General features: G+C 71.0%; 25 protein-coding genes. 9 read left to right on the top strand and 16 right to left on the bottom strand.

Annotated elements, in window-relative coordinates; genetic code table 11:
- Positions 1–84 precede the first annotated feature (84 nt).
- A complete protein-coding gene (locus tag ABZ565_RS25140; RefSeq protein ID WP_361031025.1) occupies positions 85–864 on the top strand; it encodes a hypothetical protein in 780 nt (259 codons plus the stop codon).
- Positions 865–1,006: 142 nt separating this feature from the next.
- Here ABZ565_RS25140 and ABZ565_RS25135 read toward each other — a convergent pair whose 3' ends face one another.
- Positions 1,007–1,651, bottom strand: a complete 645-nt coding sequence (locus ABZ565_RS25135) for a response regulator transcription factor (RefSeq protein WP_018104736.1) — start codon at positions 1,649–1,651, stop codon at positions 1,007–1,009.
- A complete protein-coding gene (locus ABZ565_RS25130) occupies positions 1,644–2,789 on the bottom strand; it encodes a GAF domain-containing sensor histidine kinase (RefSeq protein WP_361031021.1) in 1,146 nt (381 codons plus the stop codon). Before ABZ565_RS25130 ends, ABZ565_RS25135 begins: the two co-directional genes overlap by 8 nt.
- Positions 2,790–3,227: 438 nt before the next feature.
- On the opposite strand from ABZ565_RS25130, the gene ABZ565_RS25125 reads away from it, so the two are divergent.
- Complete coding sequence (locus tag ABZ565_RS25125; RefSeq protein ID WP_361031018.1) at positions 3,228–3,998, top strand: transglycosylase SLT domain-containing protein; 771 nt, start codon at positions 3,228–3,230, stop codon at positions 3,996–3,998.
- Between the two features lie 85 nt (positions 3,999–4,083).
- On the opposite strand, the gene ABZ565_RS25120 is transcribed toward ABZ565_RS25125, so the two are convergent.
- On the bottom strand, positions 4,084–6,630 hold the full coding sequence (locus tag ABZ565_RS25120) for an FHA domain-containing protein (protein ID WP_361031015.1): 2,547 nt from the start codon (positions 6,628–6,630) through the stop codon (positions 4,084–4,086).
- A gap of 228 nt (positions 6,631–6,858) precedes the next feature.
- On the opposite strand from ABZ565_RS25120, the gene serB reads away from it, so the two are divergent.
- The gene (gene serB / locus ABZ565_RS25115) at positions 6,859–8,115 is read left to right on the top strand and encodes a phosphoserine phosphatase SerB (protein ID WP_361031012.1); all 1,257 of its coding nucleotides are present in this window, start codon (positions 6,859–6,861) and stop codon (positions 8,113–8,115) included.
- 79 nt (positions 8,116–8,194) lie between these two features.
- Here serB and ABZ565_RS25110 read toward each other — a convergent pair whose 3' ends face one another.
- From ABZ565_RS25110 to ABZ565_RS25095, 4 genes are all read right to left on the bottom strand, one after another.
- Positions 8,195–8,713 (bottom strand): histidine phosphatase family protein, encoded by a 519-nt coding sequence (locus tag ABZ565_RS25110; protein ID WP_361031009.1) that lies wholly within the window; start codon positions 8,711–8,713, stop codon positions 8,195–8,197.
- Between the two features lie 72 nt (positions 8,714–8,785).
- Entirely contained in the window at positions 8,786–8,986 is a 201-nt protein-coding gene (locus tag ABZ565_RS25105; protein ID WP_361031006.1) for a hypothetical protein, read from the bottom strand.
- A gap of 146 nt (positions 8,987–9,132) precedes the next feature.
- Complete coding sequence (locus ABZ565_RS25100; protein ID WP_018553371.1) at positions 9,133–9,243, bottom strand: SGM_5486 family transporter-associated protein; 111 nt, start codon at positions 9,241–9,243, stop codon at positions 9,133–9,135.
- Positions 9,244–9,269: 26 nt separating this feature from the next.
- A complete protein-coding gene (locus ABZ565_RS25095) occupies positions 9,270–10,556 on the bottom strand; it encodes a CynX/NimT family MFS transporter (protein ID WP_361031003.1) in 1,287 nt (428 codons plus the stop codon).
- A gap of 100 nt (positions 10,557–10,656) precedes the next feature.
- On the opposite strand from ABZ565_RS25095, the gene ABZ565_RS25090 reads away from it, so the two are divergent.
- Complete coding sequence (locus ABZ565_RS25090) at positions 10,657–11,331, top strand: FadR/GntR family transcriptional regulator (RefSeq protein WP_361031000.1); 675 nt, start codon at positions 10,657–10,659, stop codon at positions 11,329–11,331.
- A 9-nt stretch (positions 11,332–11,340) separates the two neighbouring features.
- On the opposite strand, the gene ABZ565_RS25085 is transcribed toward ABZ565_RS25090, so the two are convergent.
- From ABZ565_RS25085 to ABZ565_RS25065, 5 genes are all read right to left on the bottom strand, one after another.
- Entirely contained in the window at positions 11,341–11,721 is a 381-nt protein-coding gene (locus ABZ565_RS25085) for a hypothetical protein (RefSeq protein ID WP_361030997.1), read from the bottom strand.
- A 167-nt stretch (positions 11,722–11,888) separates the two neighbouring features.
- Entirely contained in the window at positions 11,889–12,656 is a 768-nt protein-coding gene (fabI, locus tag ABZ565_RS25080; RefSeq protein WP_073864775.1) for an enoyl-ACP reductase FabI, read from the bottom strand.
- A 5-nt stretch (positions 12,657–12,661) separates the two neighbouring features.
- Complete coding sequence (gene fabG, locus ABZ565_RS25075) at positions 12,662–13,381, bottom strand: 3-oxoacyl-[acyl-carrier-protein] reductase (RefSeq protein WP_018104724.1); 720 nt, start codon at positions 13,379–13,381, stop codon at positions 12,662–12,664.
- Between the two features lie 410 nt (positions 13,382–13,791).
- Positions 13,792–14,730 (bottom strand): MerR family transcriptional regulator, encoded by a 939-nt coding sequence (locus ABZ565_RS25070; RefSeq protein ID WP_361030994.1) that lies wholly within the window; start codon positions 14,728–14,730, stop codon positions 13,792–13,794.
- Positions 14,731–14,936: 206 nt separating this feature from the next.
- Positions 14,937–15,215 carry a hypothetical protein gene (locus ABZ565_RS25065; RefSeq protein WP_361030991.1) on the bottom strand — a complete coding sequence of 93 codons (279 nt, stop codon included), beginning with the start codon at positions 15,213–15,215 and terminating at the stop codon, positions 14,937–14,939.
- A 218-nt stretch (positions 15,216–15,433) separates the two neighbouring features.
- On the opposite strand from ABZ565_RS25065, the gene ABZ565_RS25060 reads away from it, so the two are divergent.
- Genes ABZ565_RS25060 through tyrS form a run of 3 tightly spaced genes read left to right on the top strand, consistent with a single transcriptional unit; the run spans position 15,434 to position 19,667 of the window.
- On the top strand, positions 15,434–16,957 hold the full coding sequence (locus ABZ565_RS25060; RefSeq protein ID WP_361030988.1) for a TldD/PmbA family protein: 1,524 nt from the start codon (positions 15,434–15,436) through the stop codon (positions 16,955–16,957).
- A complete protein-coding gene (locus tag ABZ565_RS25055; protein ID WP_361030985.1) occupies positions 16,954–18,348 on the top strand; it encodes a metallopeptidase TldD-related protein in 1,395 nt (464 codons plus the stop codon). Before ABZ565_RS25060 ends, ABZ565_RS25055 begins: the two co-directional genes overlap by 4 nt.
- Positions 18,349–18,398: 50 nt before the next feature.
- Positions 18,399–19,667: a tyrosine--tRNA ligase gene (gene tyrS / locus ABZ565_RS25050; protein ID WP_361030982.1), complete on the top strand. Its 1,269-nt coding sequence runs from the start codon at positions 18,399–18,401 to the stop codon at positions 19,665–19,667.
- 86 nt (positions 19,668–19,753) lie between these two features.
- On the opposite strand, the gene ABZ565_RS25045 is transcribed toward tyrS, so the two are convergent.
- Positions 19,754–20,029: a GlsB/YeaQ/YmgE family stress response membrane protein gene (locus tag ABZ565_RS25045; protein WP_073968422.1), complete on the bottom strand. Its 276-nt coding sequence runs from the start codon at positions 20,027–20,029 to the stop codon at positions 19,754–19,756.
- Positions 20,030–20,225: 196 nt separating this feature from the next.
- Here ABZ565_RS25045 and ABZ565_RS25040 point away from each other — a divergent pair, with 196 nt between their 5' ends.
- A complete protein-coding gene (locus ABZ565_RS25040; RefSeq protein ID WP_361030979.1) occupies positions 20,226–20,594 on the top strand; it encodes a DUF3099 domain-containing protein in 369 nt (122 codons plus the stop codon).
- Positions 20,595–20,800: 206 nt separating this feature from the next.
- Positions 20,801–21,040, top strand: coding sequence for a hypothetical protein (locus ABZ565_RS25035; RefSeq protein ID WP_361030976.1), 240 nt, complete (start codon positions 20,801–20,803; stop codon positions 21,038–21,040).
- 10 nt (positions 21,041–21,050) lie between these two features.
- Here the strand turns inward: ABZ565_RS25035 and moaA are convergent, their stop codons facing one another.
- The 3 genes from moaA to ABZ565_RS25020 all read right to left on the bottom strand — a co-directional run bounded on the left by moaA (position 21,051) and on the right by ABZ565_RS25020 (position 24,186).
- Positions 21,051–22,040 carry a GTP 3',8-cyclase MoaA gene (moaA, locus tag ABZ565_RS25030; protein ID WP_361030973.1) on the bottom strand — a complete coding sequence of 330 codons (990 nt, stop codon included), beginning with the start codon at positions 22,038–22,040 and terminating at the stop codon, positions 21,051–21,053.
- 152 nt (positions 22,041–22,192) lie between these two features.
- Entirely contained in the window at positions 22,193–23,824 is a 1,632-nt protein-coding gene (locus tag ABZ565_RS25025) for a cation acetate symporter (RefSeq protein WP_361030970.1), read from the bottom strand.
- Positions 23,821–24,186 (bottom strand): DUF485 domain-containing protein, encoded by a 366-nt coding sequence (locus tag ABZ565_RS25020; protein WP_361030967.1) that lies wholly within the window; start codon positions 24,184–24,186, stop codon positions 23,821–23,823. The genes ABZ565_RS25025 and ABZ565_RS25020 overlap by 4 nt, the downstream gene beginning before the upstream one ends.
- Between the last annotated feature and the right edge of the window lie 59 nt (positions 24,187–24,245).

Below are 24,245 nucleotides of genomic sequence, written 5' to 3'. Positions count from 1 at the left end.
ACGCCACCGCGCGAGTACCGGCGGCGCTGGGCCCGCCCTCATGGACCCGGCCGTGGTCGTGCGCACACCCCCTAGGCTGTCCGCATGCTTTCGGAACCACGTTCAGGGCTGCTGGCAGCCTGGGGGAACGCGTTGCTGGCGGGGCTCGTGTCGCCGGACGACGCGGCGCTCGCCATCGTCGGGGAGGACGCGGTGCACCGCGTCGAGGGGCTGCCGGGTGAGGCCGGTCCGGTCGGGCTGACGTTCGCCCTGGGGCGGCTGCGGTCGCTGGGGGTGAGCGGCTTCCGGGTCGCGCTGCCGGTGCCGGGGCATCCGCTGGGACTGAGCGGTCCGGCCGATTTCAACGCCCGGGCGCTGGAGGCGGAGGAGGCCGTCGTCACGTTCGGGGCGCCGTACGGGCTGGTTCCCGAGGTGCGCGAGGCGGGCCCGGCCGGCGATGTGCACGTGGACGTGGTGTGGCACTGCCTGGCCGTACGGGAGGCTCCGCCGGCCGATGTGCCCTCGCTGGGCGAGGCGGAACGGGAGCTGGCCGAGGCGCTGCGGGACGCGACGGCGGTGCTGTCCCGGCTCGACGTGGCCGGCTCGGGGCCGGTGGCCGAGGCGGCGGTGGACGCGTACCGGGCGCGGGCGGAGCGGGGGCGCGAGGTGCTGGCCCCGGGCTATCCGCCGAGGGCGGTGCGGGTGCTGGAGCTGGCCCAGCGGGTCGGGCTGCTGATCTCGGTGGCGTACGAGAACGGGCACGGCGGCGCGGTGAGCGCGTCGGAGATGGCGGCACGGGGCGAGGCGCTGCGGCCGGTGGAGCGGGTGGCGCGGCGGGCGCAGGTGGCGGCGTACAACGCGTATGTGGAGGAGCGGGCGCGGTAGGGGCCCGAGCGCCCCGGGTCACGCGATGGCCCGGTTCGGGCGCGGCAGCGGGCAAGCGCCCGGATCACGCGGGCGCCGGCGCCCGGCGCGGGCGCGGCCTGTGCGGTAGCGGGAGCCGCACGGCCCGGGTGGGGCCTCCCGCTCAGCCCGCGGCTCCGTGGCGGACCGCCCAGAGCGCCGCCTGGGTGCGGTCGGCCAGGTCGAGCTTCATGAGGATGTTCGAGACGTGGGTCTTGACCGTCTTCTCGGACAGGACCAGGGCCCGCGCGATCTCGCGGTTGGACCGGCCGTCCGCGATCAGGCCGAGCACTTCCCGCTCGCGTTCGGTGAGGGTGCTCCCCCGGCCGGTGCCCGCGCCCGGCTCGTCCTGGGCCAGCAGCGCCCCGGCCACCTCGGGCTGGAGCAGGACGTGTCCGGCGTGCACGGAGCGGATGGCTCCGGCCAGCGCGTCGGGGTCGACGTCCTTGTATACGTAGCCGGAGGCGCCCGCGCGCAGGGCGGGGACGACCGTGCGCTGCTCGGTGAAGCTGGTGACGATCAGCACCTTGGCCGGGTTCTCCAGCTCACGGAGGCGACGCAGCGCCTCGATGCCGTCGGTGCCGGGCATCTTGATGTCCATCAGTACGACGTCGGGCCGCAGCTCCTCCGTCCTGGCCACGCCCTCGGCGCCGTCGGCCGCCTCGCCGACCACCTCGATGTCGTCCTGGATCTCCAGGAACGTGCGCAGGCCGCGGCGGACGACCTGGTGGTCGTCGACGAGCAGCACCCTGATGATCCTGTCAGCCACCGGGGATCTCCATCTCGATCGTGGTGCCCTTGCCGGGCTCGGACTCAACGGTGAGGCGGCCGCCGACACCGCTCGCGCGGTCCCGCATCGAGACCAGGCCCAGGTGGCGCCCGGCCCGGCGGGTGGCGGCGGGTTCGAAGCCCCGGCCGTCGTCGGTGATCCGCAGCACGGTGGCGCCGTCGCGGCGGGCGAGGGTGACGTCGACGTGGTCCGCGTCGGCGTGGCGGAGGGCGTTGTGCAGGGCCTCCTGGGTGACCCGGAGCAGCGCTTCCTCCTGGGCCGCGGGCAGGGCCCGGACACCGGCGCCGGCGAAGGTGACCCGGGCGGTGTGGGCCCGGTCGAGCACCTGCACCTGGGTGCGGAGGGTGGCGACGAGGCCGTCCTCGTCCAGGGCGGCCGGGCGCAGCTCCACGACGGCGGCGCGCAGTTCGTCCACGGCCTCGGCGGCGAGGGCGGCGACCTGCTGGAGCTCGCCCTTGGCGCGGGCCGGGTCGCGGTCGACCAGGGCGGTGGCGGCCTGGGCGGTGAGCCGGAGCGAGAAGAGCTTCTGGCTGACCGCGTCGTGCAGCTCGTGGGCGAGGCGGGAGCGCTCCTCGGCGATGGTGAGCTCGCGGCTGCGTTCGTAGAGGCGGGCGTTGGTGAGGGCGATGGCCGCGTGCTGGGCGAGGATCGAGAGCAGTTCCTCGTCCTCGGCGGTGAATCCGCAGACGCCCTCGGGCTTGGGGCACCTCTTGTTGGCGAGGAAGAGCGCGCCGATGGTCTCGTCGCCGTCCTGGATGGGCAGGCCGAGGAAGTCGGACATGTCGGGGTGGGCGCTGGGCCAGCCCTCGAAGCGGGGGTCCTTGCGGACGTCGGCGAGGCGCTCGGTCTTCGCGCCGTGGAGCATCGCGGCGAGGATGCCGTGCTGCCGGGGCAGCGGGCCGATGGCCTTCCACTGTTCGTCGCTGACGCCGTCCACCACGAACTGGGCGAAGCCGCCGTGGTCGTCGGGGACCCCGAGGGCGGCGTACTCGGCGTCCAGGAGTTCGCGGGCCGAGGCGACGATCGTCTTCAGGACGTCCCGTACCTCCAGGTGGCGGCTCATGGCGAGCAGCGCGGCGCTGACGGCGGCGAGTCCGGAGGGCGGTCGGTGGCTCATGCGCCTCACCGTACCGGCGGGTTCCGCGCCCCGTATCGGACCGGAGGCGGCCGGGGACCGGGCCGGAGGGACTAGGACCTGCGGCGGGTGGCCCGCGTGTGAGTCCCGGACGGCCCCGAACACCTTCTCAGAACGTCGCATTCCGCATTGCTTCAGCAACACAAGGTGAGGCAGCTCGTCGTCCGATGTGAGGCCGCGCATAGGGTCCACGTCACTTACGAAGGCGCCTAGTGGAGCGAAAAGGGCGATTTGGGCGGTGATGGCCTGGGGGCGAACCGGGCAAACCGCCCTCCATTCCACTACCCGGCTTCGTACGTCACACCTTTGCCACGGCATTTTGCCGCCGCTAAGAATTGAGCTCGTCCCCGACGGAGATGCGTAGTCGCTCCCGTCTTCGTCCTCCGTGAGGACCCCCCGAATTCGAAGAGGTAAGCCTGTATGTCCGCGTCCCGCTTCACCGGCCGTCTCCGCAACCTGAACAAGACCCAGAAGCTCTCCGCCGCCGGCGTCTCCGCCGTCGCCGCCGCTGCAATCTCCTTGTCCCTGGTGCCCGGTCACGCCGAGGCCGAGACCGAACCGCAGGCTGTCTCCGGCGCCCCGGTCATCTTCGACTCCGCGAGCTCCAAGCAGGCCCGGGCGATCCAGGACAGCGTCATCCAGCAGCACTCGACCGCCGAGAAGCTGGTCAAGGCCGCCGACGCCGCCAAGGCCAAGAAGGCCGCCGCGGTGAAGGAGAAGGCCGAGGCGAAGGCCGAGAAGGCCGAGCTGAAGAAGAAGGCGAAGGCCAAGGCGCACACCAAGGCCAAGGCGCACAAGTCCCACAAGTCCCACAAGTCCCACAAGTCCGAGTCGCGCGCCAACCGCTCCTCCGCGCGTACGCACATGTACGCCAACAACCTGGACGGCTGGATCCGGGAGTCCCTCGACATCATGCACAAGAAGGGCATCCCGGGCACGTACGAGGGCCTGCACCGCAACATCATCCGTGAGTCCAGCGGCAACCCGAACGCCATCAACGACTGGGACATCAACGCCCAGAACGGCGTGCCGTCGATCGGTCTGCTCCAGATCATCAAGCCGACCTTCGACTACTACCACGTGTCCGGCACCCCGCACACGCAGTACGACCCGGTCGCCAACATCACCGCGTCGGCCAACTACGCCGCCGACAAGTACGGCTCGATCGACAACGTCAACAGCGCGTACTGATCCGCCGCGATCCGTAGCGCCGACGACAGACGCCGAAGGGCGGCACCCCGTGTGGGTGCCGCCCTTCGGCGCGTGTCCGGGCCGGTTACTTGCGCATGACCTCGGGCTCGTGGCGGCGCAGCAGCCGCGCGACCGCGAAGCCGCACACCACGCCGATGAACAGCAGGACCGAGATGTTGGTCGCCCACTGGCTCACCGAGTGCTCCCAGAGCGGGTCCAGGTCGGTGGGGTTGTTCGTGTCCCACGGCGGCATGAGGTGGGCCAGATCCAGCGTCGAGCCGGCGCCGGCGATGGCCCAGCGGGACGGCATCAGCCAGGCGAACTGCTCCAGGCCGGGTGATCCGTACACCTGGAAGAGGATGCCGGTGAAGACGACCTGGATGATCGCGAACATGACCAGCAACGGCATGGTCTTCTCGGCGGTCTTCACCAGCGAGGAGATGACCAGGCCGAACATCATCGAGGTGAAGCCGAGCGCGATGACCGTCAGGCACAGCTCGACGGCCGGCGGCATGATCAGGCCCTCTTCGGGCAGATCGCGGGTGGCGAAGCCGATGCCGCAGATGATGACGCCCTGGAGGGCCGTGATCAGGCCGAGGACGATCACCTTGGACATCAGGTACGCCGAGCGGGACAGGCCGGTGGCCCGTTCCCGTTCGTAGATGACGCGTTCCTTGATCAGTTCGCGTACGGAGTTGGCCGCACCGGAGAAGCACATGCCGATCGTCAGGATCAGCATGATCGTTCCGGCGTCGCCGTTGAACTTGTGCGGCGGCTTCGGCGGGGCGAGGCCGTAGTCCGACGGGATGACCACGCTGACGATGCCGAGCACCGCGGGCAGGATCACCATCAGACCCATGAAGCCCTTGTCGGAGCCGATCACCGAGAGGTAGCGGCGCATCAGCGTCCACAGCTGCGTGCCCCAGCCCTGCGGCTTCGGCGGGCGCATCTGCTGCGGCGGCGGCATGTGTACGGACTGGACGGCGGCGGCGTCGATGTCGGCGGCGTACATCTGGTAGTGCTGCGAACCGCGCCAGCGGCCCGCCCAGTCGTAGTCCCGGTAGTTCTCGAACGCGGAGAAGACGTCGGCCCAGGTGGTGTAGCCGAAGAAGTTCAGCGCCTCGTCCGGCGGGCCGAAGTAGGCCACGGCGCCGCCCGGCGCCATCACCAGGAGCTTGTCGCAGATGGCCAGCTCGGCCACCGAATGCGTGACGACCAGGACGGTACGGCCGTCGTCGGCCAGTCCGCGCAGCAGCTGCATCACGTCGCGGTCCATGCCCGGGTCGAGGCCGGAGGTCGGCTCGTCCAGGAAGATCAGCGACGGCTTGGTGAGCAGTTCCAGCGCCACGGAGACGCGCTTGCGCTGGCCGCCGGAGAGCGAGGTGACCTTCTTGTCCTTGTGGACGTCGAGCTTGAGCTCGCTCAGGACCTCGTGTATCCGGGCCTGGCGTTCGGCCTCGGTGGTGTCCGCGGGGAAGCGGAGCTTGGCCGCGTACTTCAGGGCGCGGGTGACGGTCAGTTCCTTGTGCAGGATGTCGTCCTGCGGGACCAGGCCGATGCGCTGGCGGAGCTCGGCGAACTGCTTGTACAGGTTCCGGTTGTCGTAGAGGACGTCGCCCTGGTTGGCGGGCCGGTAGCCGGTGAGCGCCTTGAGCAGGGTGGACTTTCCGGAGCCGGACGGGCCGATGACGCCGATGAGCGACTTCTCGGGGACGCCGAACGAGACGTCCTTGAGGATCTGCTTGCCGCCGTCGACCGTGACCGTGAGGTGGCGGGCCGCGAAGGAGACCTCGCCGGTGTCGACGAACTCTTCCAGCCGGTCGCCGACGAGCCGGAACGTCGAGTGACCGACGCCGACGGTGTCGTTCGGGCCGATGAGCGCCGAGCCGGACTTGGAGAGCGGCTGGCCGTTGACGTACGTGCCGTTGTGCGAGCCGAGGTCGCGGATCTCGAAGCGGCCGTCGGGCGTCGCGTGGAACTCGGCGTGGTGCCGGGAGACCTGGAGGTCGGAAACGACGAGGTCGTTCTCCAGGGCACGGCCGATCCGCATCACCCGGCCGAGCGCCAGCTGGTGGAACGTGGTCGGGCTGCGGTCCCCGTAGACCGGCGCCGCTCCCGCCGGGCCGGTGCCGGGGCCGGGCGGTGCCGGGGCCCCGCCCTGCTGCGGCACATGCGGCTGCTGCGGCGCCGGCTGCTGCCAGCCCTGCTGCTGCGGCGGGACGGGCTGCTGGGGTGCCGGCTGCTGCCAGCCCGGTCCGCCCTGCTGGGGCTGGTGCGGCGGAGTCTGCTGCGGCTGCGCGGGGCCGGCGGCCCGGCCGCTGTAGACGTCCGCGGCGCTCAGGCTGAGGCGGGGTCCGTCGGTGGCGTTGCCCAGGTTCACGGTGGAGCCGGCCGCGATCTCCATCTGGTGGATCCGCTGGCCGTGCACGTACGTGCCGTTGGTGCTGCCGTGGTCCTCGATGAACCAACTGCGCCCGTTCCAGCTGATCGTGGCGTGCCGCCACGACACTCTGGCGTCGTCGATCGTCATGTCCCCCTGCGGATCACGCCCCAGGGTGTATGCCCTGGACGGATCGAGCGTCCAGGTCCTGCCATTCAATTCCAGTACGAGTTCCGGCACTCCGCGCCCCACTAGTTGTCCCCCGTGTTACCCCCGTCGCAGGGAGTCTAGGGATGCTGAACATCGTGGGGAACTATTCCAGGACCAGTCCCGGATACGAAAGCCGGGCGGCCGAGGGTGACCTCACCGAGACCTGCGCGGCCAGGCGAAAGGGGACGGACCGGGTAGGCGCGACGGGGATGTCCGGCACTCGGGACGGGCTGCCTGCGGCGGCGTGCGGACCGATACGGTGGGAGCACCATGAGCGTATCCCGGCCTCCTGAGCCCGCCCTGTCTCCCGAGCCCGCCGCGTCCCGGCAGGGTCCGGACGTACCGACCCTTCTCGTGAAGATCTTCGGGAAGGACCGCCCCGGGATCACCGCGGGTCTGTTCGACACCCTCGCCGCCTACTCGGTCGACGTGGTCGACATCGAGCAGGTCGTCACCCGGGGCCGCATCGTCCTGTGCGCGCTGGTCACCGCCCCCACCGCGGGCGGGACCACCGAGGGCGAGCTGCGGGCCACCGTGCACAGCTGGGCGGAGTCGCTGAAGCTCCAGGCCGAGATCATCTCCGGCACCGGCGACAACCGGCCGCGCGGCGTCGGCCGTTCCCATGTCACGGTGCTGGGTCACCCGCTGACCGCGGAGTCCACGGCGGCCATAGCGGCCAGGATCACCTCGACCGGCGGGAACATCGACCGCATCTTCCGGCTGGCCAAGTACCCCGTGACGGCCGTCGAGTTCGCGGTGTCCGGTACGGGGACCGAGGAACTGCGCACCGCGCTGGCGCCGGAGGCCGCGGGCATCGGCGTGGACGTGGCGGTCGTCTCGGCGGGGCTGAGCCGCCGGGCGCAGCGGCTCGTCGTGATGGACGTCGACTCGACGCTGATCCAGGACGAGGTCATCGAGCTGTTCGCGGCGCATGCGGGCTGCGAGGCCGAGGTCGCCGAGGTGACCGAGCGGGCGATGCGGGGCGAGCTGGACTTCGAGCAGTCGCTGCACGCCCGGGTGGCGCTGCTCGCGGGGCTAGACGTGTCCGTGGTGGACAAGGTCCGCTCCGAGGTACGGCTGACGCCGGGGGCCCGGACGCTGATCCGCACGCTGAAGCGGCTCGGCTACCAAGTCGGCGTGGTCTCGGGCGGTTTCACGCAGGTGACCGACGATCTGAAGGAGCGCCTGGGGCTCGACTTCGCCTCCGCCAACACGCTGGAGGTCGTGGACGGGAAGCTCACGGGCCGGGTGACCGGGGACATCGTGGACCGGGCGGGCAAGGCCCGGCTGCTGCGGAGCTTCGCCGCCGAGGCGGGGGTGCCGCTGGCGCAGACGGTGGCGATCGGTGACGGGGCCAATGATTTGGACATGCTGAACACGGCGGGGCTGGGGGTCGCGTTCAACGCGAAGCCGGTGGTCCGCGAGGCCGCGCACACGGCGGTGAACGTGCCGTTCCTGGACACCGTGCTCTATCTGCTCGGCGTCACCCGCGAGGAGGTCGAGGCGGCCGACGGCCTCGTGGAGTAGGTACCGCCGCTCCTACGCGGAAGGGCCCCGGCGCGCACCTCACGGTGTGTGCCGGGGCCCTTCCCGTACGGGCGGCGGGTCAGTCGTTGGGGGTCCAGTACTCGGTGAGCCGGCCGACGCCGTGCTCGACGGTCTTCCAGGGGCCGGTGAACTCGACCACGGCGAAGGCGGCGGTCGGGAAGCCGCCGCGCGACATCCGGGCGAGCGCGTCGCCCTCGCCGCTGCCGGAGAGGGCGTCGGCGAGCGCGTGCATGCCGGGGTTGTGGCCGATGACCAGCAGGTCGGCGATGTCGTCCGGGGTCTCGTTCACCAGGGCGATCAGCTCGCCGAGCGATGCCTCGTAGAGCCGCTCCTCGTACACGGTCCTCGGGCGCTCGGGCATCTCGTGCACGGCCAGTTTCCACGTCTCACGCGTTCTGACGGCGGTCGAGCAGAGGGCCAGGTCGAAGACGATCCCGGAATCGGCCAGCTTGCGGCCCACCGTGGGGGCCTCCATGCGGCCGCGCTCGGCCAGCGGCCGCTCGTGGTCGGACTCCTGCGACCATTCCGCCTTGGCATGCCTGAGAAGGACGATCCTGCGAGATGTATCGGCGCTCATACACCTCAGCTTCGCATGAAACGCGCCAGCTGGCGCAGGGGGTTGGAGGCTTCGTGCCCCCGGGCGCGGAGGTCAGCGGGTCAGCAGCTCCACGAGGTGCCGCAGCAACTGGCCGGCCGCCGATCCGCCGGTGGCGGCCTGCGCCTGGCCCGGCCCGGCGACCAGCAGCAGGAGCGCGGCGAAGGCGACGGCGGGCAGCACGACGGCCCACCACGGGAGCCGTACGTCGACGCCGCTCGGCTCCGGGCGGGTGGTGTGCGTACGGGCCGGCATGTCCGCCTCCGTGGGTGGTCGGTTCTGTTACTCAGAACCTACGGAGCCGGGGGCGCCCCTCCCATCCGGTGATCCACCCACTTCACCCTGACCCTGGCCCCCTAGGGGGAGGTGGTGCTAGCCCCACCCCGGCCGGGGCGGGGGCGTCACGGGGAGGCGATGGAGGCGATGACGCCGACGACGACCGTGATCAGCAGCATGGCCCCGAAGACGAGGAGCAGCTTCTTCTGACCGTTCTGGGGATTCGGATCGAGCACAGGTGACATGGCCCCAGTCTCGCACCTCAGGATTCGTCCTCGATCGTCCGGTCCCGGCCGGCCAGGATGCCCATGGCCATCTGCGGCACCATCAGGGCGGCCATCAGTGCGATCGGCACGCCCCAGCCGCCGCTGTGCTGGTAGAGCACGCCGACCAGGAGCGGGCCGGGGATCGAGATCAGGTAGCCGGTGGACTGGGCGAACGCCGACAGCCGGACCACTCCGGCGCCGCTGCGGGCCCGCATGCCGATCATCGTGAGGGCGAGCGGGAACGCGCAGTTCGAGATGCCCAGGAGCAGCGCCCAGACCCAGGCGCCGCCGGAGGGGGCCAGGTAGAGGCCCGCGTAGCCGGTGAGGCCGCAGGCGCCGAGGAAGACGACGATCGGGCCCTGGGTGCGCATCCGGGCGGCCACGCGCGGGATGACGAAGGCGAGCGGGACGCCCATGGCCATGGTGACCGCGAGCAGGACGCCCGCGGTGCCGGCGGAGACCCCGGCGTCCCGGAAGATCTGCGGCATCCAGCCCATGGTGATGTACGCGGCGGTGGCCTGGAGGCCGAAGAAGCAGGCGAGGGCCCAGGCGGTCCGGCTGCGGGTGATCCGGAGATCCTGGGCCCGCGGCTGCGCGGCGGCGGAGACCGGCTCGTGGGCGGTGGCCCGGTCCCGTACGAGCGGGATCCAGGGCAGGATCGCGGCGGCGGCCAGGACGGCCCAGACGCCGAGGCCGGCCTTCCAGCTGCCGCCCATGGCGTCGGTCAGGGGCACGGTCACGGCGGCGGCGAGCGAGGTGCCGAGGGCCAGGGCCATGGAGTAGAGCCCGGTCATGGAGCCGACGCGGTCGGGGAACCAGCGCTTGACGATCACCGGCATCAGGACGTTGCTGACGGCGATGCCCATGAGGGCCAGGGCGCTGGCGGCGAGGAAGCCGGCGGTGCCACCGACCAGGGGCCGGATCACCAGGCCCGCCGTGATGGCGACCATGCCCGCGCAGACCACCGCACCGGGGCCGAAGCGGCGGGCGAGGCGCGGTGCCATGACGCCGAAGACCGCGAAGCAGAGCGGGGGCACGGAGGTGAGGACCCCGGCGACGCTGCCGCTCATGTGCAGCCCGTCCCGGACCTCTTCGAGGAGGGCGCCGAGGCTGGTGATGGCGGGGCGGAGGTTGAGCGCGGTGAGGACGAGCCCGATGGCGACCAGGCGCAGCGCCCACGGCGCGGGGCCGGACCGCGCTGCGGTGTCGGCGCGGGTGGCTGCCGGGGCGGCGGGGTTCAGGGTCCCGGTCGCGGTCTGGGGAGTCGTCTCTTCGTCACGCATGGGGCCATCATAGAATCATGGGATGATTGATTGTCCATTCCGTCCGCCCACCGGACCCTGAGAAGATCGGGCCCATGAGCCGTTGCGACCGAGGAGCACCATGGCGCTGACGTCCCCGAGGCGTTCGGCACTCGCCGACCAGGTGATTGCCCAGCTGAGGAACCAGATCACCACGGGCGAGTGGCCGGTGGGTTCCCGCATCCCGACCGAACCCGAGCTGGTCGAGCAGCTGGGGGTTGCCCGTAACACGGTCCGTGAGGCGGTCCGGGCGCTCGCGCACAACGGGCTGCTGGACATCCGGCAGGGCTCGGGCACCTATGTGGCCGCCACCAGTGAGCTGGCCGGGGTGATGCACCGCCGGTTCGCCTCGGCGGACCCGCGCCACATCGCGGAGCTCCGGTCGACCCTGGAGTCCTCGGCGGCACGCCTTGCGGCGGTCCGGCGCACCGACCGGGACCTGAAGCAGCTGGACGCGCTGATGCGGCGGCGCGAGGAGACCTGGGCGGCCGGTGACGCCGAGGCGTTCGTGGCCGCCGACGCGACGCTGCACCTGGCCGTGGTGGCCGCTTCCCACAACGACGTGCTGACGGGGCTCTACGCGGACCTGGGCGACCTGCTGCGGGACTACCTGCGCGGCGACGTCGGCCAGGAGCTGCGACCGGAGAACCACATGGACCACGGCCGCCTGGTCGAGGCGATCCGGGCGGGCGACGCGGCGACGGCGGCGACGGAGGCCGCGAGCCACGCGTTCAACTGCCTGGCGGACCGGGTCTAGGCCTGGCCTCTAGGCCTTGGGCGCCGCGCTGTGGGTGACCCAGGCGGAGGCGACTTCCTTCCAGCAGCGGTCGGCCAGGCGCACCGTGCGCCCCGGCGCGACCGTGACCGGCTTGGCGTCCGCGTCCACGTCCCACCAGCGGGCGCACTCGGTGTGCAGCTGGACGCGGTCGGCCGAGGGGTACGGGTTGTGGCAGTAGGCGACGACCCGGGAGCCCTCGATGGACGTACGGCACTCGGAGCCGGCGGGTTCGGGGCTGAGCGCGGGCGGCGCGGCCGCGCCGGCGGCTCCGACGTGCCCGGCCGCGTACAGGCCGGCCGGGACGAGCAGCGCGGCGACGACCGCGCCGGAGGCCAGCAGGGAACGGGTTCGGTGGGGTGTGCGACGCACAGCGATCTCCTCCCCACGCCTGACCGGAAGTCCGGTTTCTCCACATTCTGCGGTGGATCGTCCGGCTTTTCGACCTGAGCGCCGCCGGGCGCACCCGGGGGAGGAAACGCCCGCGCACCGCCTCCGGGGTCCGGGGACGGTGCGCGGGTGGAGCGTACGGCCTGGGGTCAGGCGCCCATCATGTGCACGCCGCTGTCGACGTGGATGATCTCGCCGGTGGTCCTCGGGAAGAAGTCCGAGAGCAGCGCGACGATGCCGCGGCCGGCCGGCTCCGGGTCCTTCATGTCCCAGGCCAGCGGCGCGCGGGTGTTCCACACGTCGGCGAGCCCGTCGAAGCCCGGGATGGACTTGGCGGCCATGGAGCCGAGCGGTCCGGCCGAGATCAGGTTGCAGCGGATGCCGTCCGGGCCCAGGTCGCGGGCCAGGTAGCGGGAGGTGGCCTCCAGGGCGGCCTTGGCCGGGCCCATCCAGTCGTACTGCGGCCAGGCGAACTGGGCGTCGAAGGTGAGTCCGACGATCGAGCCGCCCTCGCTCATCAGCGGCTTGCAGGCCATGGCGAGCGACTTCAGCGAGAACGCCGAGACGTGCATCGCCGTGGAGACCGACTCGAACGGCGTGTTGAGGAAGTTGCCGCCGAGCGCGTCCTGCGGCGCGAAGCCGATGGAGTGCACCACGCCGTCCAGCGAGCCCAGCTCGTCGCGGACCAGGCCGGCGAGGCGGTCCAGGTGCTCCTGGTTGGTCACGTCCAGCTCGATGACCTTGGCGGGCTTGGGGAGCTTCTTGGCGATGCGCTCGGTCAGCGTGGGCCGCGGGAACGCGGTCAGGATGACCTCCGCGCCCTGCTCCTGCGCCACCTTGGCGGCGTGGAACGCGATGGACGACTCCATCAGCACACCCGTGATGAGGATGCGCTTGCCGTCGAGAATTCCGCTCATGGTGATCAGTGACCCATGCCCAATCCGCCGTCAACGGGGATGACGGCTCCAGTGATGTACGACGCGTCGTCGGAGGCGAGGAAGCGCACCGCGGCGGCGATCTCCTCGGGCTGCGCGTAACGCGCGAGCGGCACCTGGGCCACGATGCCCTTGCGCTGCTCCTCGGTGAGCACCTGCGTCATGTCGGTGTCGACGAAGCCGGGCGCGACGACGTTGAAAGTGATGTTCCGCGAGCCCAGCTCGCGCGCCAGGGACCGGGCGAATCCGACCAGACCGGCCTTGGAGGCCGCGTAGTTGGCCTGGCCCGCCGAGCCGAGGAGGCCGACGACGGAGGAGATCAGGACGACGCGGCCCTTCTTGGCGCGCAGCATGCCGCGGTTGGCGCGCTTGACGACCCGGAAGGTGCCGGTGAGGTTGGTGTCGAGGACGGAAGTGAAGTCCTCCTCGGACATCCGCATCAGCAACTGGTCCTTGGTGATACCGGCGTTGGCGACCAGCACCTCCACGTTGCCGTGCTTCTCCTCGATCTCCTTGTAGCCCTGCTCCACCTGCTCGGGGTCCGTGATGTCGCAACGGACCGCGAGAACACCGGCTTCGGTGAGCTCGGCGGGCGGCTCGCCGGAACGATAGGTGATCGCGACCTTGTCGCCGTTGTCGGCGAAAGCGCGGGCGATGGCGAGGCCGATGCCCCGGTTTCCTCCGGTGACGAGAACCGAGCGGCTCAACGGATCACCCTTTCGTTAGCGGTCTGGTACCTCGGAAACCTATCGGTACCGTCCGCGCGGCGGGGAATCGGCCCCTGACAGGGCCTTCGGCCGGGCACTGTCGGGTTCCTACAGTCCGCCCGCCTCGTCAGTCCGCCAGGCCGGGCGCGTGGGCCGACTGGACCGGAACCAGCATCGCACTTCGACAGGGTCCGGAGCAGATCCACCCCGCTGGGCCACTGTCACCGAGCGCCCGTACTTCCACCAGGCGCTTTGACCGGTTGAACCGGGGGAACCGCCGCTCGCAAGCGGTGGCGGTTCCACCAGCCTGCCGGGCGGCTCACTCACACGACGTCGGACGCCCTCGTCTCATATCCGCAGACGATCCCTTGGACTCGTCCAGGGATCCGGGGCGGTGTCCACTGCGGTGACTATACGGCGCGGTCATTTCGCAGGGCCTGGATGAGCCAGGGGTATACCGGGATCATGTTCGGTACTACCTGCCAGCCGTTGACGATCCAGACCAGCCTCCAGTACCGGTCGACCCTGGGCTCGTGCGCCTCTTCGAATCGCTGCGCCATCCAATCCCGGAATTCCGTGTCAGGGGTGCGCGCGAACACGTCGGCGAAGCGGTGCACGAGGTCGTCGATGACGGGTGCGGCCCTGTCGCTGAGCGGGTCGATGCCCGACTTCCGGGCCTCGGTCACCTTCTGGCGGGTGAATTCCATCAGTTCCTCGCCGGCGTCGCGCTCGATATCGAGCGGGCGCCCGGTGGCCTGGAGTACGGCCGTCCGGCGCATGCGGGCACGAAAATCCTCGTCGCCGACCAGCTCGGCGAGCTCCACCCACGCGGCGACCTGGTCGCCGGTCGGATCATCGGGGAGGTCGGGAGTGGCAGCGCGAACCATGGCCGCTTCGGCTGGGTCGGCATCCACTGCGCCGAAGGTGCCCTCCACGAAATCGTCGATCAGACGTCGGCGTTCCTCGCCGGACAACTGCGTGAGCCTGTGCATGAGCTTGGTCTCCTCGGGACTGGACCCGCGTCTGGCCACGACTCGCAGAACACTCCGACGCAGTTGCAGTATCCGGATCTGGACGTCCATGGCGTCGGCGTGCGTCGCGGCGACTTCCGCCACCGAGAGTTCTCGGTCCAGTACCCGTCGAATCGTGGGCAGGTCCATGCCCAGCTCACGCAATGTGCGGAGGAGTTCCAGACGAAGCAGTGCGTCGAGGTCGTAGAGCCGATAGCCGGCGGGACTACGGGTGGTCGGCGCTACCACCCCCGAATCGGAATAGAACCGGATGGTCCTCACAGACAAGCCGGTCCGCCGGGAAAGCTCCCCGATCGAGTAGAGGGTCGTAACGTCCATGCCCCCACTCTGCTGTCTCCAGTCACTGGAGACTCAAGGCCATTGTCCAACTGAGTCCACGAGGTCAGCCTGCCGCGGTAAGCACGGAGACCCCCACTCCGAGCCGCTGGCGCCAGCGATGCACCGCCGGCTGACGGACGATCCGGAATTCTTCCGGCTCTCTGCGGTCGGGGCTGGGCGGCGCGAACGGCAACTGTTCGCGGGAACTAGCCATCCCGGTCCAGGGCTCGCAGCCGGTCGGACTGGGTGGTGCCCTCCACGCGGACCCGCCCCCGGCTGACCAGGTCGGCCGCCATGGCCTCCGCGAACTGGCGCGATTTGGTCAGGGAGGTGTTCGGGTCGCCGAAGACATGGCTCTCGGCAGCGGTTCCGTAGGCGACGAGCAGCGGAAGGTGCGGCAGCAGGAAGCCGAAGTCGCGAGACTGTCGGGCCAGACGTACGAGTCGGGGGTCCGGCGTCTGCGACATCCCGTCTGCGCTGCTCATGGGTTGGGACCGCCTTTCCGGGCGTACGAGGGCCGCCTCCGCTCGTACGGTGTGATCACCCGGCGAGCCTGACCGGCGGCCCGACCTTGGCGCCGGGCCTCTCGCCAGGACGGAGGCGCCGTGTTTCGGTTCCCACCACCGCCGAAAAGCCGCACCACACCTGTCGGCGCATGATTCACTCACCCGGACCGCGCCATGACTCTATGGGGAGGCTGCACATGGCCAACGAGATCGATCCGTCCTTCACGGCGCTTCCGCTACGGGCCCTCGCCGACGCGGCGCTCGCCCGGGCGCGGGCGCTCGGGGCGGCGCATGCCGACTTCCGCTTCGAGCGGGTCCGCAGTGCCACCTGGCGGCTGCGGGACGCCCGGCCCGCCGGGGGCTCCGACACCACCGACCTCGGTTACGCGGTCCGCGTCGTGCACGGCGGGGCCTGGGGGTTCGCGTCGGGCGTCGACCTGACGATGGACGCGGCGGCGCGGGTGGCCTCGCAGGCCGTCGCGATGGCCAAGCTGTCGGCGAAGGTGATCGCGGCGGCGGGCTCCGACGAGAGGGTGGAGCTGGCGGACGAGCCCTCGCACGGGGAGCGCACCTGGGTCTCGGCGTACGAGGTCGACCCCTTCGATGTGCCCGCCGAGGAGAAGGCCGGACTGCTCGCCGAGTGGAGCGCGCGGCTGCTGGCGGCCGAGGGCGTGGCGCATGTGGACGCCTCGCTGATGGCCGTGCACGAGAACAAGTTCTACGCGGACACGTCGGGCACGGTGACCACGCAGCAGCGGGTCCGGCTGCACCCGGAGTTCACGGCCGTGGCGGTGGACTCCGCGACCGGCGAGTTCGACTCGATGCGCACCGTCGCGCCGCCGGTGGGGCGCGGCTGGGAGTACCTGACCGGGACCGGCTGGGACTGGGCCGACGAGCTGGAGCGCATCCCCGGCCTGCTGGCCGAGAAGATGCGGGCGCCGAGCGTGGAGGCGGGGACGTACGACCTGGTCGTGGACCCGTCCAACCTGTGGCTGACGATCCACGAGTCGATCGGCCACGCCACGGAGCTGGACCGGGCGCTGGGTTACGAGGCGGCTTACGCGGGAACGTCGTTCGCCACGTTCGACCAGCTGGGGAAGCTGGCGTACGGCTCGCCCGTGATGAACGTGACCGGTGACCGCACCGCCGAGCACGGGCTCGCGACGATCGGCTACGACGACGAGGGCGTCGAGGCGCAGTCCTGGGACCTGGTGAAGGACGGGACGCTGGTGGGCTACCAGACGGACCGCCGGATCGCGAAGCTCACGGGCCTGGGCCGGTCCAACGGGTGCGCCTACGCGGACTCCCCCGGCCATGTCCCCGTACAGCGCATGGCGAATGTGTCGTTGCGGCCGGATCCGGGCGGGCTCTCCACGGAGGACCTGATCGGCGGGGTGGAGCGCGGGATCTACGTGGTCGGGGACCGGTCGTGGTCCATCGACATGCAGCGGTACAACTTCCAGTTCACCGGGCAGCGGTTCTTCCGGATCGAGAACGGCCGGCTGGCCGGGCAGCTGCGCGATGTCGCGTACCAGGCGACGACGACGGACTTCTGGGGCTCGATGGAGAAGGTCGGCGGCCCGCAGACGTATGTGCTGGGCGGCGCCTTCAACTGCGGCAAGGCCCAGCCGGGCCAGGTCGCCGCCGTCTCCCACGGCTGCCCCTCCGCCCTGTTCCGGGGCGTGAACATTCTGAACACGACGCAGGAGGCCGGGCGATGAGCCGCGTCAGCAAGCCGTACGAGATCGTCGAGCGGGCGCTCGACCTGTCCACCGCCGACGGCTGTGTGGTCATCGCGGACGAGGAGTCGTCGGCCAATCTGCGCTGGGCCGGCAACGCGCTGACCACCAACGGGGTCACCCGGGGCCGGACCCTGACCGTCGTCGCCACCGTCGACGGCGCCGAGGGCAGCGCCTCCGGGGTGGTGTCCCGGGCCGCCGTCACCGCGGACGATCTGGAGCCGCTGGTCCGGGCCGCCGAGGCCGCCGCCCGCGCCGCCGGACCGGCGGAGGACGCCCAGCCGCTGGTCACCGGCGTCTCCGCGTCGCCCGACTTCACGGACGCGCCGGCCGAGACGGACTCCGATGTGTTCGCCGCGTTCGCGCCGGCCCTCGGGGACGCCTTCGCCCGGGCCCGGGCCGGGGGGCGCGAGCTGTACGGCTTTGCCCACCACCAGATGACCTCCACGTACCTGGGCACCTCCACGGGGCTGCGGCTGCGCCACGACCAGCCGAACGGCACGCTGGAGCTGAACGCCAAGTCGCCCGACCGCACCCGTTCCGCCTGGGCGGGCCGCTCCACGCGGGACTTCAAGGACGTCGACCCGGCCGAGATGGACGCGGAGCTCGCGCGCCGGCTCGGCTGGGCGGAGCGCCGGATCGAGCTGCCCGCCGGGCGGTACGAGACGCTGCTGCCGCCGACCGCGGTGGCGGATCTGCTGATCTACCAGCTCTGGTCCTCCACGGCACGGGACGCGGCGGAGGGCCGGACGGTGTTCTCCAAGCCGGGCGGCGGTACCCGGCTCGGCGAGACGCTGTCCCCGCTGCCCCTGACCCTGCGCAGCGACCCGCACGCGCCGGGCCTGGAGTCGGCGCCCTTCGTCATCGCGCACTCCTCCGGGGACGGTGCCTCGGTCTTCGACAACGGGCTGCCGCTGGCCCGGACCGACTGGATCGCCGGCGGCCGCCTGGAGCAGCTGACGACGACCCGGCACACCGCGGCCCTGACCGGGCTCCCGCTCGCCCCGGCGGTCGACAACCTCCTCCTGGAGGGCGGGGGCGAACGGTCGCTGGAGGAGATGGTCGCCGCCACGACCGGCCGCGCGCTGCTGCTGACCTGCCTCTGGTACATCCGCGAGGTGGACCCGGCCACGCTGCTGCTGACCGGGCTGACCCGGGACGGGGTCTACCTGGTGGAGGAGGGCGAGGTGGTGGGCGAGGTGAACAACTTCCGGTTCAACGAGTCCCCCGTCGACCTGCTGTCCCGGGCCACCGAGGCGGGCCGCACCGAGAAGACGCTGCCGCGCGAGTGGGGCGACTGGTTCACCCGGGCCGCGATGCCCGCGCTGCGTGTCCCGGACTTCAACATGAGCTCGGTCAGCCGGGGCGTCTGACCCGCCTAGACTGACTCGTACAACTCACTGCCGTAAGGAGCACAGGAACCGTGACGGACATCGTCGACGAGCTGAAGTGGCGCGGGCTGTTCGCCCAGTCCACCGACGAGGACGCATTGCGCAAGGCTCTCGCGGACGGTCCCGTCACGTTCTATTGCGGCTACGACCCGACCGCGGCCAGCCTGCACGTCGGCCACCTGGTGCAGGTGCTCACGATGCGCCGGCTCCAGCAGGCCGGGCTGCGGCCGCTCGCCCTGGTGGGCGGGGCCACCGGCCAGATCGGCGACCCCCGGCCGACCGCCGAGCGCACGCTGAACGACCCGGAGACGGTCGCCCAGTGGGTGACCCGGCTGCGTGCGCAGATCGAGCCGTTCCTGTCCTTCGAGGGCGAGAACGCCGCGGTCATGGTGAACAACCTGGACTGGACCGCGGGCCTGTCCGCGATCGAGTTCCTGCGGGACATCGGCAAGCACTTCCGGGTCAACAAGATGCTGGCCAAGGAGTCCATCGCCCGCCGGCTGGAGTCCGACGAGGGCATCAGTTACACGGAGTTCAGCTACCAGCTGCTCCAGAGCATGGACTTCCTGGAGCTGTACCGCCGCTACGGCTGCACCCTCCAGCAGGGCGGCAGCGACCAGTGGGGCAACCTCACGGCCGGCCTGGACCTGATCCACCGCCTGGAGCCGGGCGCCGAGGTGCACGCGCTGGCGACGCCGCTGATGACGAAGGCGGACGGCACCAAGTTCGGCAAGTCGGAGGGCGGGGCCGTCTGGCTCGACGCCGGCATGACGACCCCGTACGCGTTCTACCAGTTCTGGCTGAACGTGGACGACCGGGACATCTCGCGCTACATGCGCATCCTCAGCTTCCGGACCCCGGCCGAGCTGGAGGAGCTGGAGAAGGTCACGGAGGAGCGCCCGCAGGCGCGGACGGCGCAGCGCGCGCTGGCCGAGGAGCTGACGACGCTCGTCCACGGGGCGGACCAGTGCGCCGCGGTCGTCGCCGCGTCGAAGGCCCTGTTCGGTCAGGGTGAGCTGGGCGAGCTGGACGAGGCGACGCTGGGCGCCGCCCTGTCCGAGGTGCCGCACGCCCGGGTCACCGAGCTGGGCCCGTTGGTGGACCTGCTGGTGGAGGCCGGTCTGGCGCCGAGCAAGTCGGGGGCGCGGCGCACGGTCAAGGAGGGCGGCGCCTACGTGAACAACGTGAAGGCCGTCGACGGCGAGGCCGCCCCGGCCCGCGAGGAGCTGCTGCACGGGCGCTGGCTGGTGCTGCGCCGGGGCAAGAAGAACCTGGCGGCGATCGAGGTCACGGCCGGCTGAGCCGTACCCGAACCGGCGACGGAGCGGCCGGGCACGCATGACGCGTGCCCGGCCGCTCCGTCCGTTCCGGGGATGGTCCGGAAGGTTCAGGTGCGCTGTCTGTTGCCCCGCAGCGAGGCCCACAGCATGTCGCCGACACCGACCACCACCACCGCGCCGATGAGCTGGAGCACATGGCGCGTCCAGTCGATGCCCTTGGTGTCGTTGACCCCGATCCACGTGGCGACAGCGTTTCCGAGGACGCTGCCGATCATGCCGAAGATGACCGTCAGCCAGAGCGGGATCTGCTGCTTGCCCGGCAGGATCGCCTTGGCGATCAGTCCGAGCACCAGGCCCACGATGATTGCCCACAACCAGCCCATACTGCCTCCTTGAGCGACGCGGTGTCGCGCATGTCCCGCCCAGTCTCGGCGCTGCGGCGGCCCGCCGCACGTCGTGCGGGTCCGTGCGGGCGAGGGGTGGTATGTGCGCATACGGCGCGCCCCGGTCTCGTACGTGGCGGAGGCCGGGCGTAGCGTAGGAGCGGCCGGTCCGGGTCCGGGGAAGGTTGGTGGGGACGTGGTGCGCAAACAGGGTGGTGCGGAGGTCTTCCGGATCACGGGGGCCCGGCAGGGGCTCGCCGAGGACGTGCGCGGCAGACAGCGCCGCTATGTGATCTCGATGAGCGTGCGCACGGTGTCGGTGGTGGCCGCCGCGCTCCTGTGGAACGTGGAGCGGCACATCGCGTTCGTGGCGCTCGGTCTCGGGGTGCTGCTGCCGTACGTGGCCGTCGTCCTCGCCAACGCGGGCCGCGAGACCAGCCCCGCGCTGCCGTCCACGTTCGTCCTGCCGCCCCAGTCGCACCCGGCCCTCGAAGCCGGTGCGGCGACGCCCGCACCGCAGTCCGGACGCGGTTTCCGGTCTTCGGATGGGCCGGTGCACGACTGAGCCCCCGACGGGGCCAAGCTCAAGAAAAGCTCAGATCAATCATGAAGTTCCGGTGCCCCGCGGCAGGGTGTGCGTGACATACTTTGTAGGCGCTCCGCATCCCCCGTCGGAGCGACGGACCGACGCCGGGCAGCTCCCCCCGTGGCTGCCCGGCGTCGCCATTCCCGCGTCGGGGCGCGCGTCCGGCACCCTCTAGGGTTGAGTCCGTGAACTCCCCGGAATCCGCCGAGAATCCCGCCCCCGTGTGTTCGGCCAAGGGCTGCCGGGCCGACGCCGTCTGGGTGCTGGCCTGGAACAACCCGAAGCTGCACACACCGGAGCGCCGCAAGACGTGGCTGGCCTGCGAGGAGCACCGCGAGCACCTGTCCTCGTTCCTCGGGGTGCGGGGCTTCCTCAAGGACGTGGTGACGCTGGCGGAGTGGGAGTCGCGCCCCGCGTCCCCGTAACGGGACGGGGTCAGCCGCCGATCGCGGACATCGGGCGGTCGGGCTGGAGGAAGCTCGGGTCGTCAAGGCCGGATCCGGCCTTCTTGCCCCACATCGCCTGCTTCCAGATGCGGGCGATCTCCTCGTCGGGCGCCTCCGAGCGCAGCGCCCCGCGCAGGTCGGTCTCCTCGCGGGCGAACAGGCAGGTGCGGACCTGTCCGTCGGCGGTGAGCCGGGTGCGGTCGCAGGCCCGGCAGAAGGGGCGGGTGACGGAGGCGATGACGCCGACCCGGTGCGGTCCGCCGTCGACGGTCCAGCGCTCGGCGGGGGCGGAGCCGCGCTCGCCGTCGTCCTCGGGGGTGAGGTCGAAGCGGGTGCGCAGGGAGGCGAGGATGTCGCCCGCGGTGATCATGCCGTCGCGCTTCCAGCCGTGCTGGGCGTCCAGCGGCATCTGCTCGATGAAGCGGAGCTCGTAACCGTGCTCGACGGCCCAGGCGAGGAGGTCGGGGGCCTCGTCGTCGTTGAGCCCCGGCATCAGGACGGTGTTGACCTTGACGGGGGTGAGCCCGGCGTCCCGGGCGGCTTCCAGGCCGGCCAGCACGTCGTGGTGGCGGTCGCGGCGGGTGAGGGTCTTGAACACCTCGGGCCGCAGGGTGTCGAGCGAGACGTTGACCCGGTCGAGGCCGGCGGCCTTGAGGGCGGCGGCGGTCCGCTTCAGCCCGATGCCGTTGGTGGTGAGGGACATCCTGGGCCGGGGGGCCAGCTCGGCGCACCGCTGGACGATGGAGACGAGGCCGGGGCGCAGCAGCGGTTCGCCACCGGTGAAGCGGACCTCGGTGACGCCGAGCGTGGTGACGGCGATGCGGACGAGCCGGACGATCTCGTCGTCGCTGAGGAGATCGGGCTTGGCCAGCCACTGCAGGCCCTCCTCGGGCATGCAGTACGTGCAGCGCAGGTTGCACCGGTCGGTGAGCGAGACGCGCAGGTCGGTGGCGACCCGGCCGTAGGTGTCGATGAGCATGGTGGGCCCCCTCCCCCGGTGACTTCCCGGTCGCGGTATCTGACTCTTTCGAGCCTACGCGAGACCGGTGACGGCGGAGGGGCGCGTTTGGCACGAGGTGCGGCGAGGCCGCGTCGTAGGACCCTACGACGCGGCCTCGTACGGGCGTGGCGTCAGTGCGCTCCGATGCCGGTGAGGGACTTGACCTCCAGTTCGGCGTACTTGCCCTTGTCCGGCTCCTCCTTGGACAGGAGCGAGCCGATCCAGCCGAGCAGGAAGCCGAGCGGGATGGAGATCAGGCCGGGGTTCTCCAGCGGGAACCAGGAGAAGTCGACGCCCTTGAACATCGAGCTCTTCTCGTTGCCGGAGACGACCGGCGAGAACAGCACGAGGATCACGGAGGAGGCCAGGCCGCCGTAGATCGACCAGAGCGCGCCCCGGGTGGTGAAGCGCTTCCAGAAGAGGCTGTAGAGGATCGTCGGCAGGTTGGCGGAGGCGGCGACGGCGAAGGCGAGGGCGACGAGGCCGGCGACGTTCATGTCGCGGGCGAAGACGCCGAGGACGATCGCGGCGGCGCCGATGAAGACGGTGGACCAGCGGGCGGCCTTCATCTCCTCCTTCTCGGTGGCCTGGCCCTTGCGGATGACGTTGGCGTAGATGTCGTGCGCGAAGGAGGACGAGGAGGCGAGGGTCAGTCCGGCGACGACGGCGAGGATGGTGGCGAAGGCGACGGCGGAGATGACGGCGAGCATGACGGCGCCGCCGGTGGTGCCGGTCCCGCCGAGGTATTCGGCGAGCTGCGGGGCGGCGGTGTTGCCCGGCGCGGCGATGTTCTTCGGACCGATCAGCGCGGCGGCGCCGAAGCCCAGGGCGATGGTCATCAGGTAGAAGGCGCCGATGATGCCGATGGCCCAGTTGACGGACTTACGGGCGGCCTTGGCGGTGGGCACCGTGTAGAAGCGGATCAGGATGTGCGGCAGGCCCGCGGTGCCGAGGACCAGGGCCAGGCCGAGGGAGAGGAAGTCCAGCTTCGAGGTGCCGGTGGCGCCGTACTTCAGTCCGGGTTCCAGGAACGCGGAGCCGTGGCCGCTCTTCTCGGCGGCGGTGCCCAGCAGGTCGGAGACGTTGAAGTCGAACTTCCACAGCACCATGAGGGTCATCAGGAGGGCGCCGGCGATGAGCAGGACGGCCTTGATCATCTGGACCCAGGTGGTGCCCTTCATGCCGCCGATGGTGACGTAGACGATCATCAGTACGCCGACCAGCGCAACGATGAGGATCTTTCCGCCGTCGCTGCTGATGCCGAGGAGCAGGGTGACCAGTGCTCCGGCGCCCGCCATCTGTGCCAGCAGGTAGAAGATCGACACGATGATGGTGGAGACGCCGGCCGCGGTGCGCACCGGGCGCTGCCGCATCCGGTAGGCGAGGACGTCGCCCATGGTGTAACGGCCCGAGTTGCGCAGGGGTTCGGCGACGAGCAGGAGCGCCACCAGCCAGGCGACGAGGAAGCCGATGGAGTAGAGGAACCCGTCGTAGCCGAAGAGGGCGATGGCGCCGGCGATGCCGAGGAAGGACGCGGCGGACATGTAGTCGCCGGAGACCGCGAGTCCGTTCTGGAAGGCGGTGAACTGGCGCCCGCCCGCGTAGAAGTCGGAGGCGCTGCGGGTCTGGCGGCCGGCCCAGACGGTGATGCCGAGGGTGGCGGCGACGAAGACCGCGAACAGCGTGATGATGAGCGGCCGGTGCTCGCTGGTGGACGAGGCGGCGAGGGTCACGGCGGTGTGGGAGTGGTACGCGGCGCTCATGCGTCGGCCTCCATGCGGTCCTTGATGGCCTCGGCCTTCGGGTCCAGCTTCGCGTTGGCGTGGCGCGAGTAGAACCAGGCGATGAGGAAGGTGGTGACGAACTGGGCGAGGCCGAAGACGAAGGCCACGTTGATGTTGCTGAAGACCTTGGTGCCCATGAAGCCGCCCGCGTAGTTGGAGAGCAGCACGTACAGCAGGTACCAGAGGACGAAGGCGACCGTCAGCGGGAAGGCGAACGAGCGGTAGGAGCGGCGCAGTTCGCCGAACTCCGCGCCGGCTTGCTCCGCGAGGAACGCCTCGGTCGTGGGCTGGGCAGGGCTCTTCTCCGTACTGCCCTCGGGCGGCGGTGCATCGGTAGCCACGGATTCTCCTCGCGACGCGGGTGCGGTGGTGGGGACGATCGGTTGCACGGGTGACCTCG

It is taken from the genome of Streptomyces sp. NPDC016469, assembly GCF_040632905.1.
Classification (GTDB): Bacteria; Actinomycetota; Actinomycetes; order Streptomycetales; family Streptomycetaceae; genus Streptomyces.
This window is presented reverse-complemented; position numbering and strand designations above follow the sequence as displayed.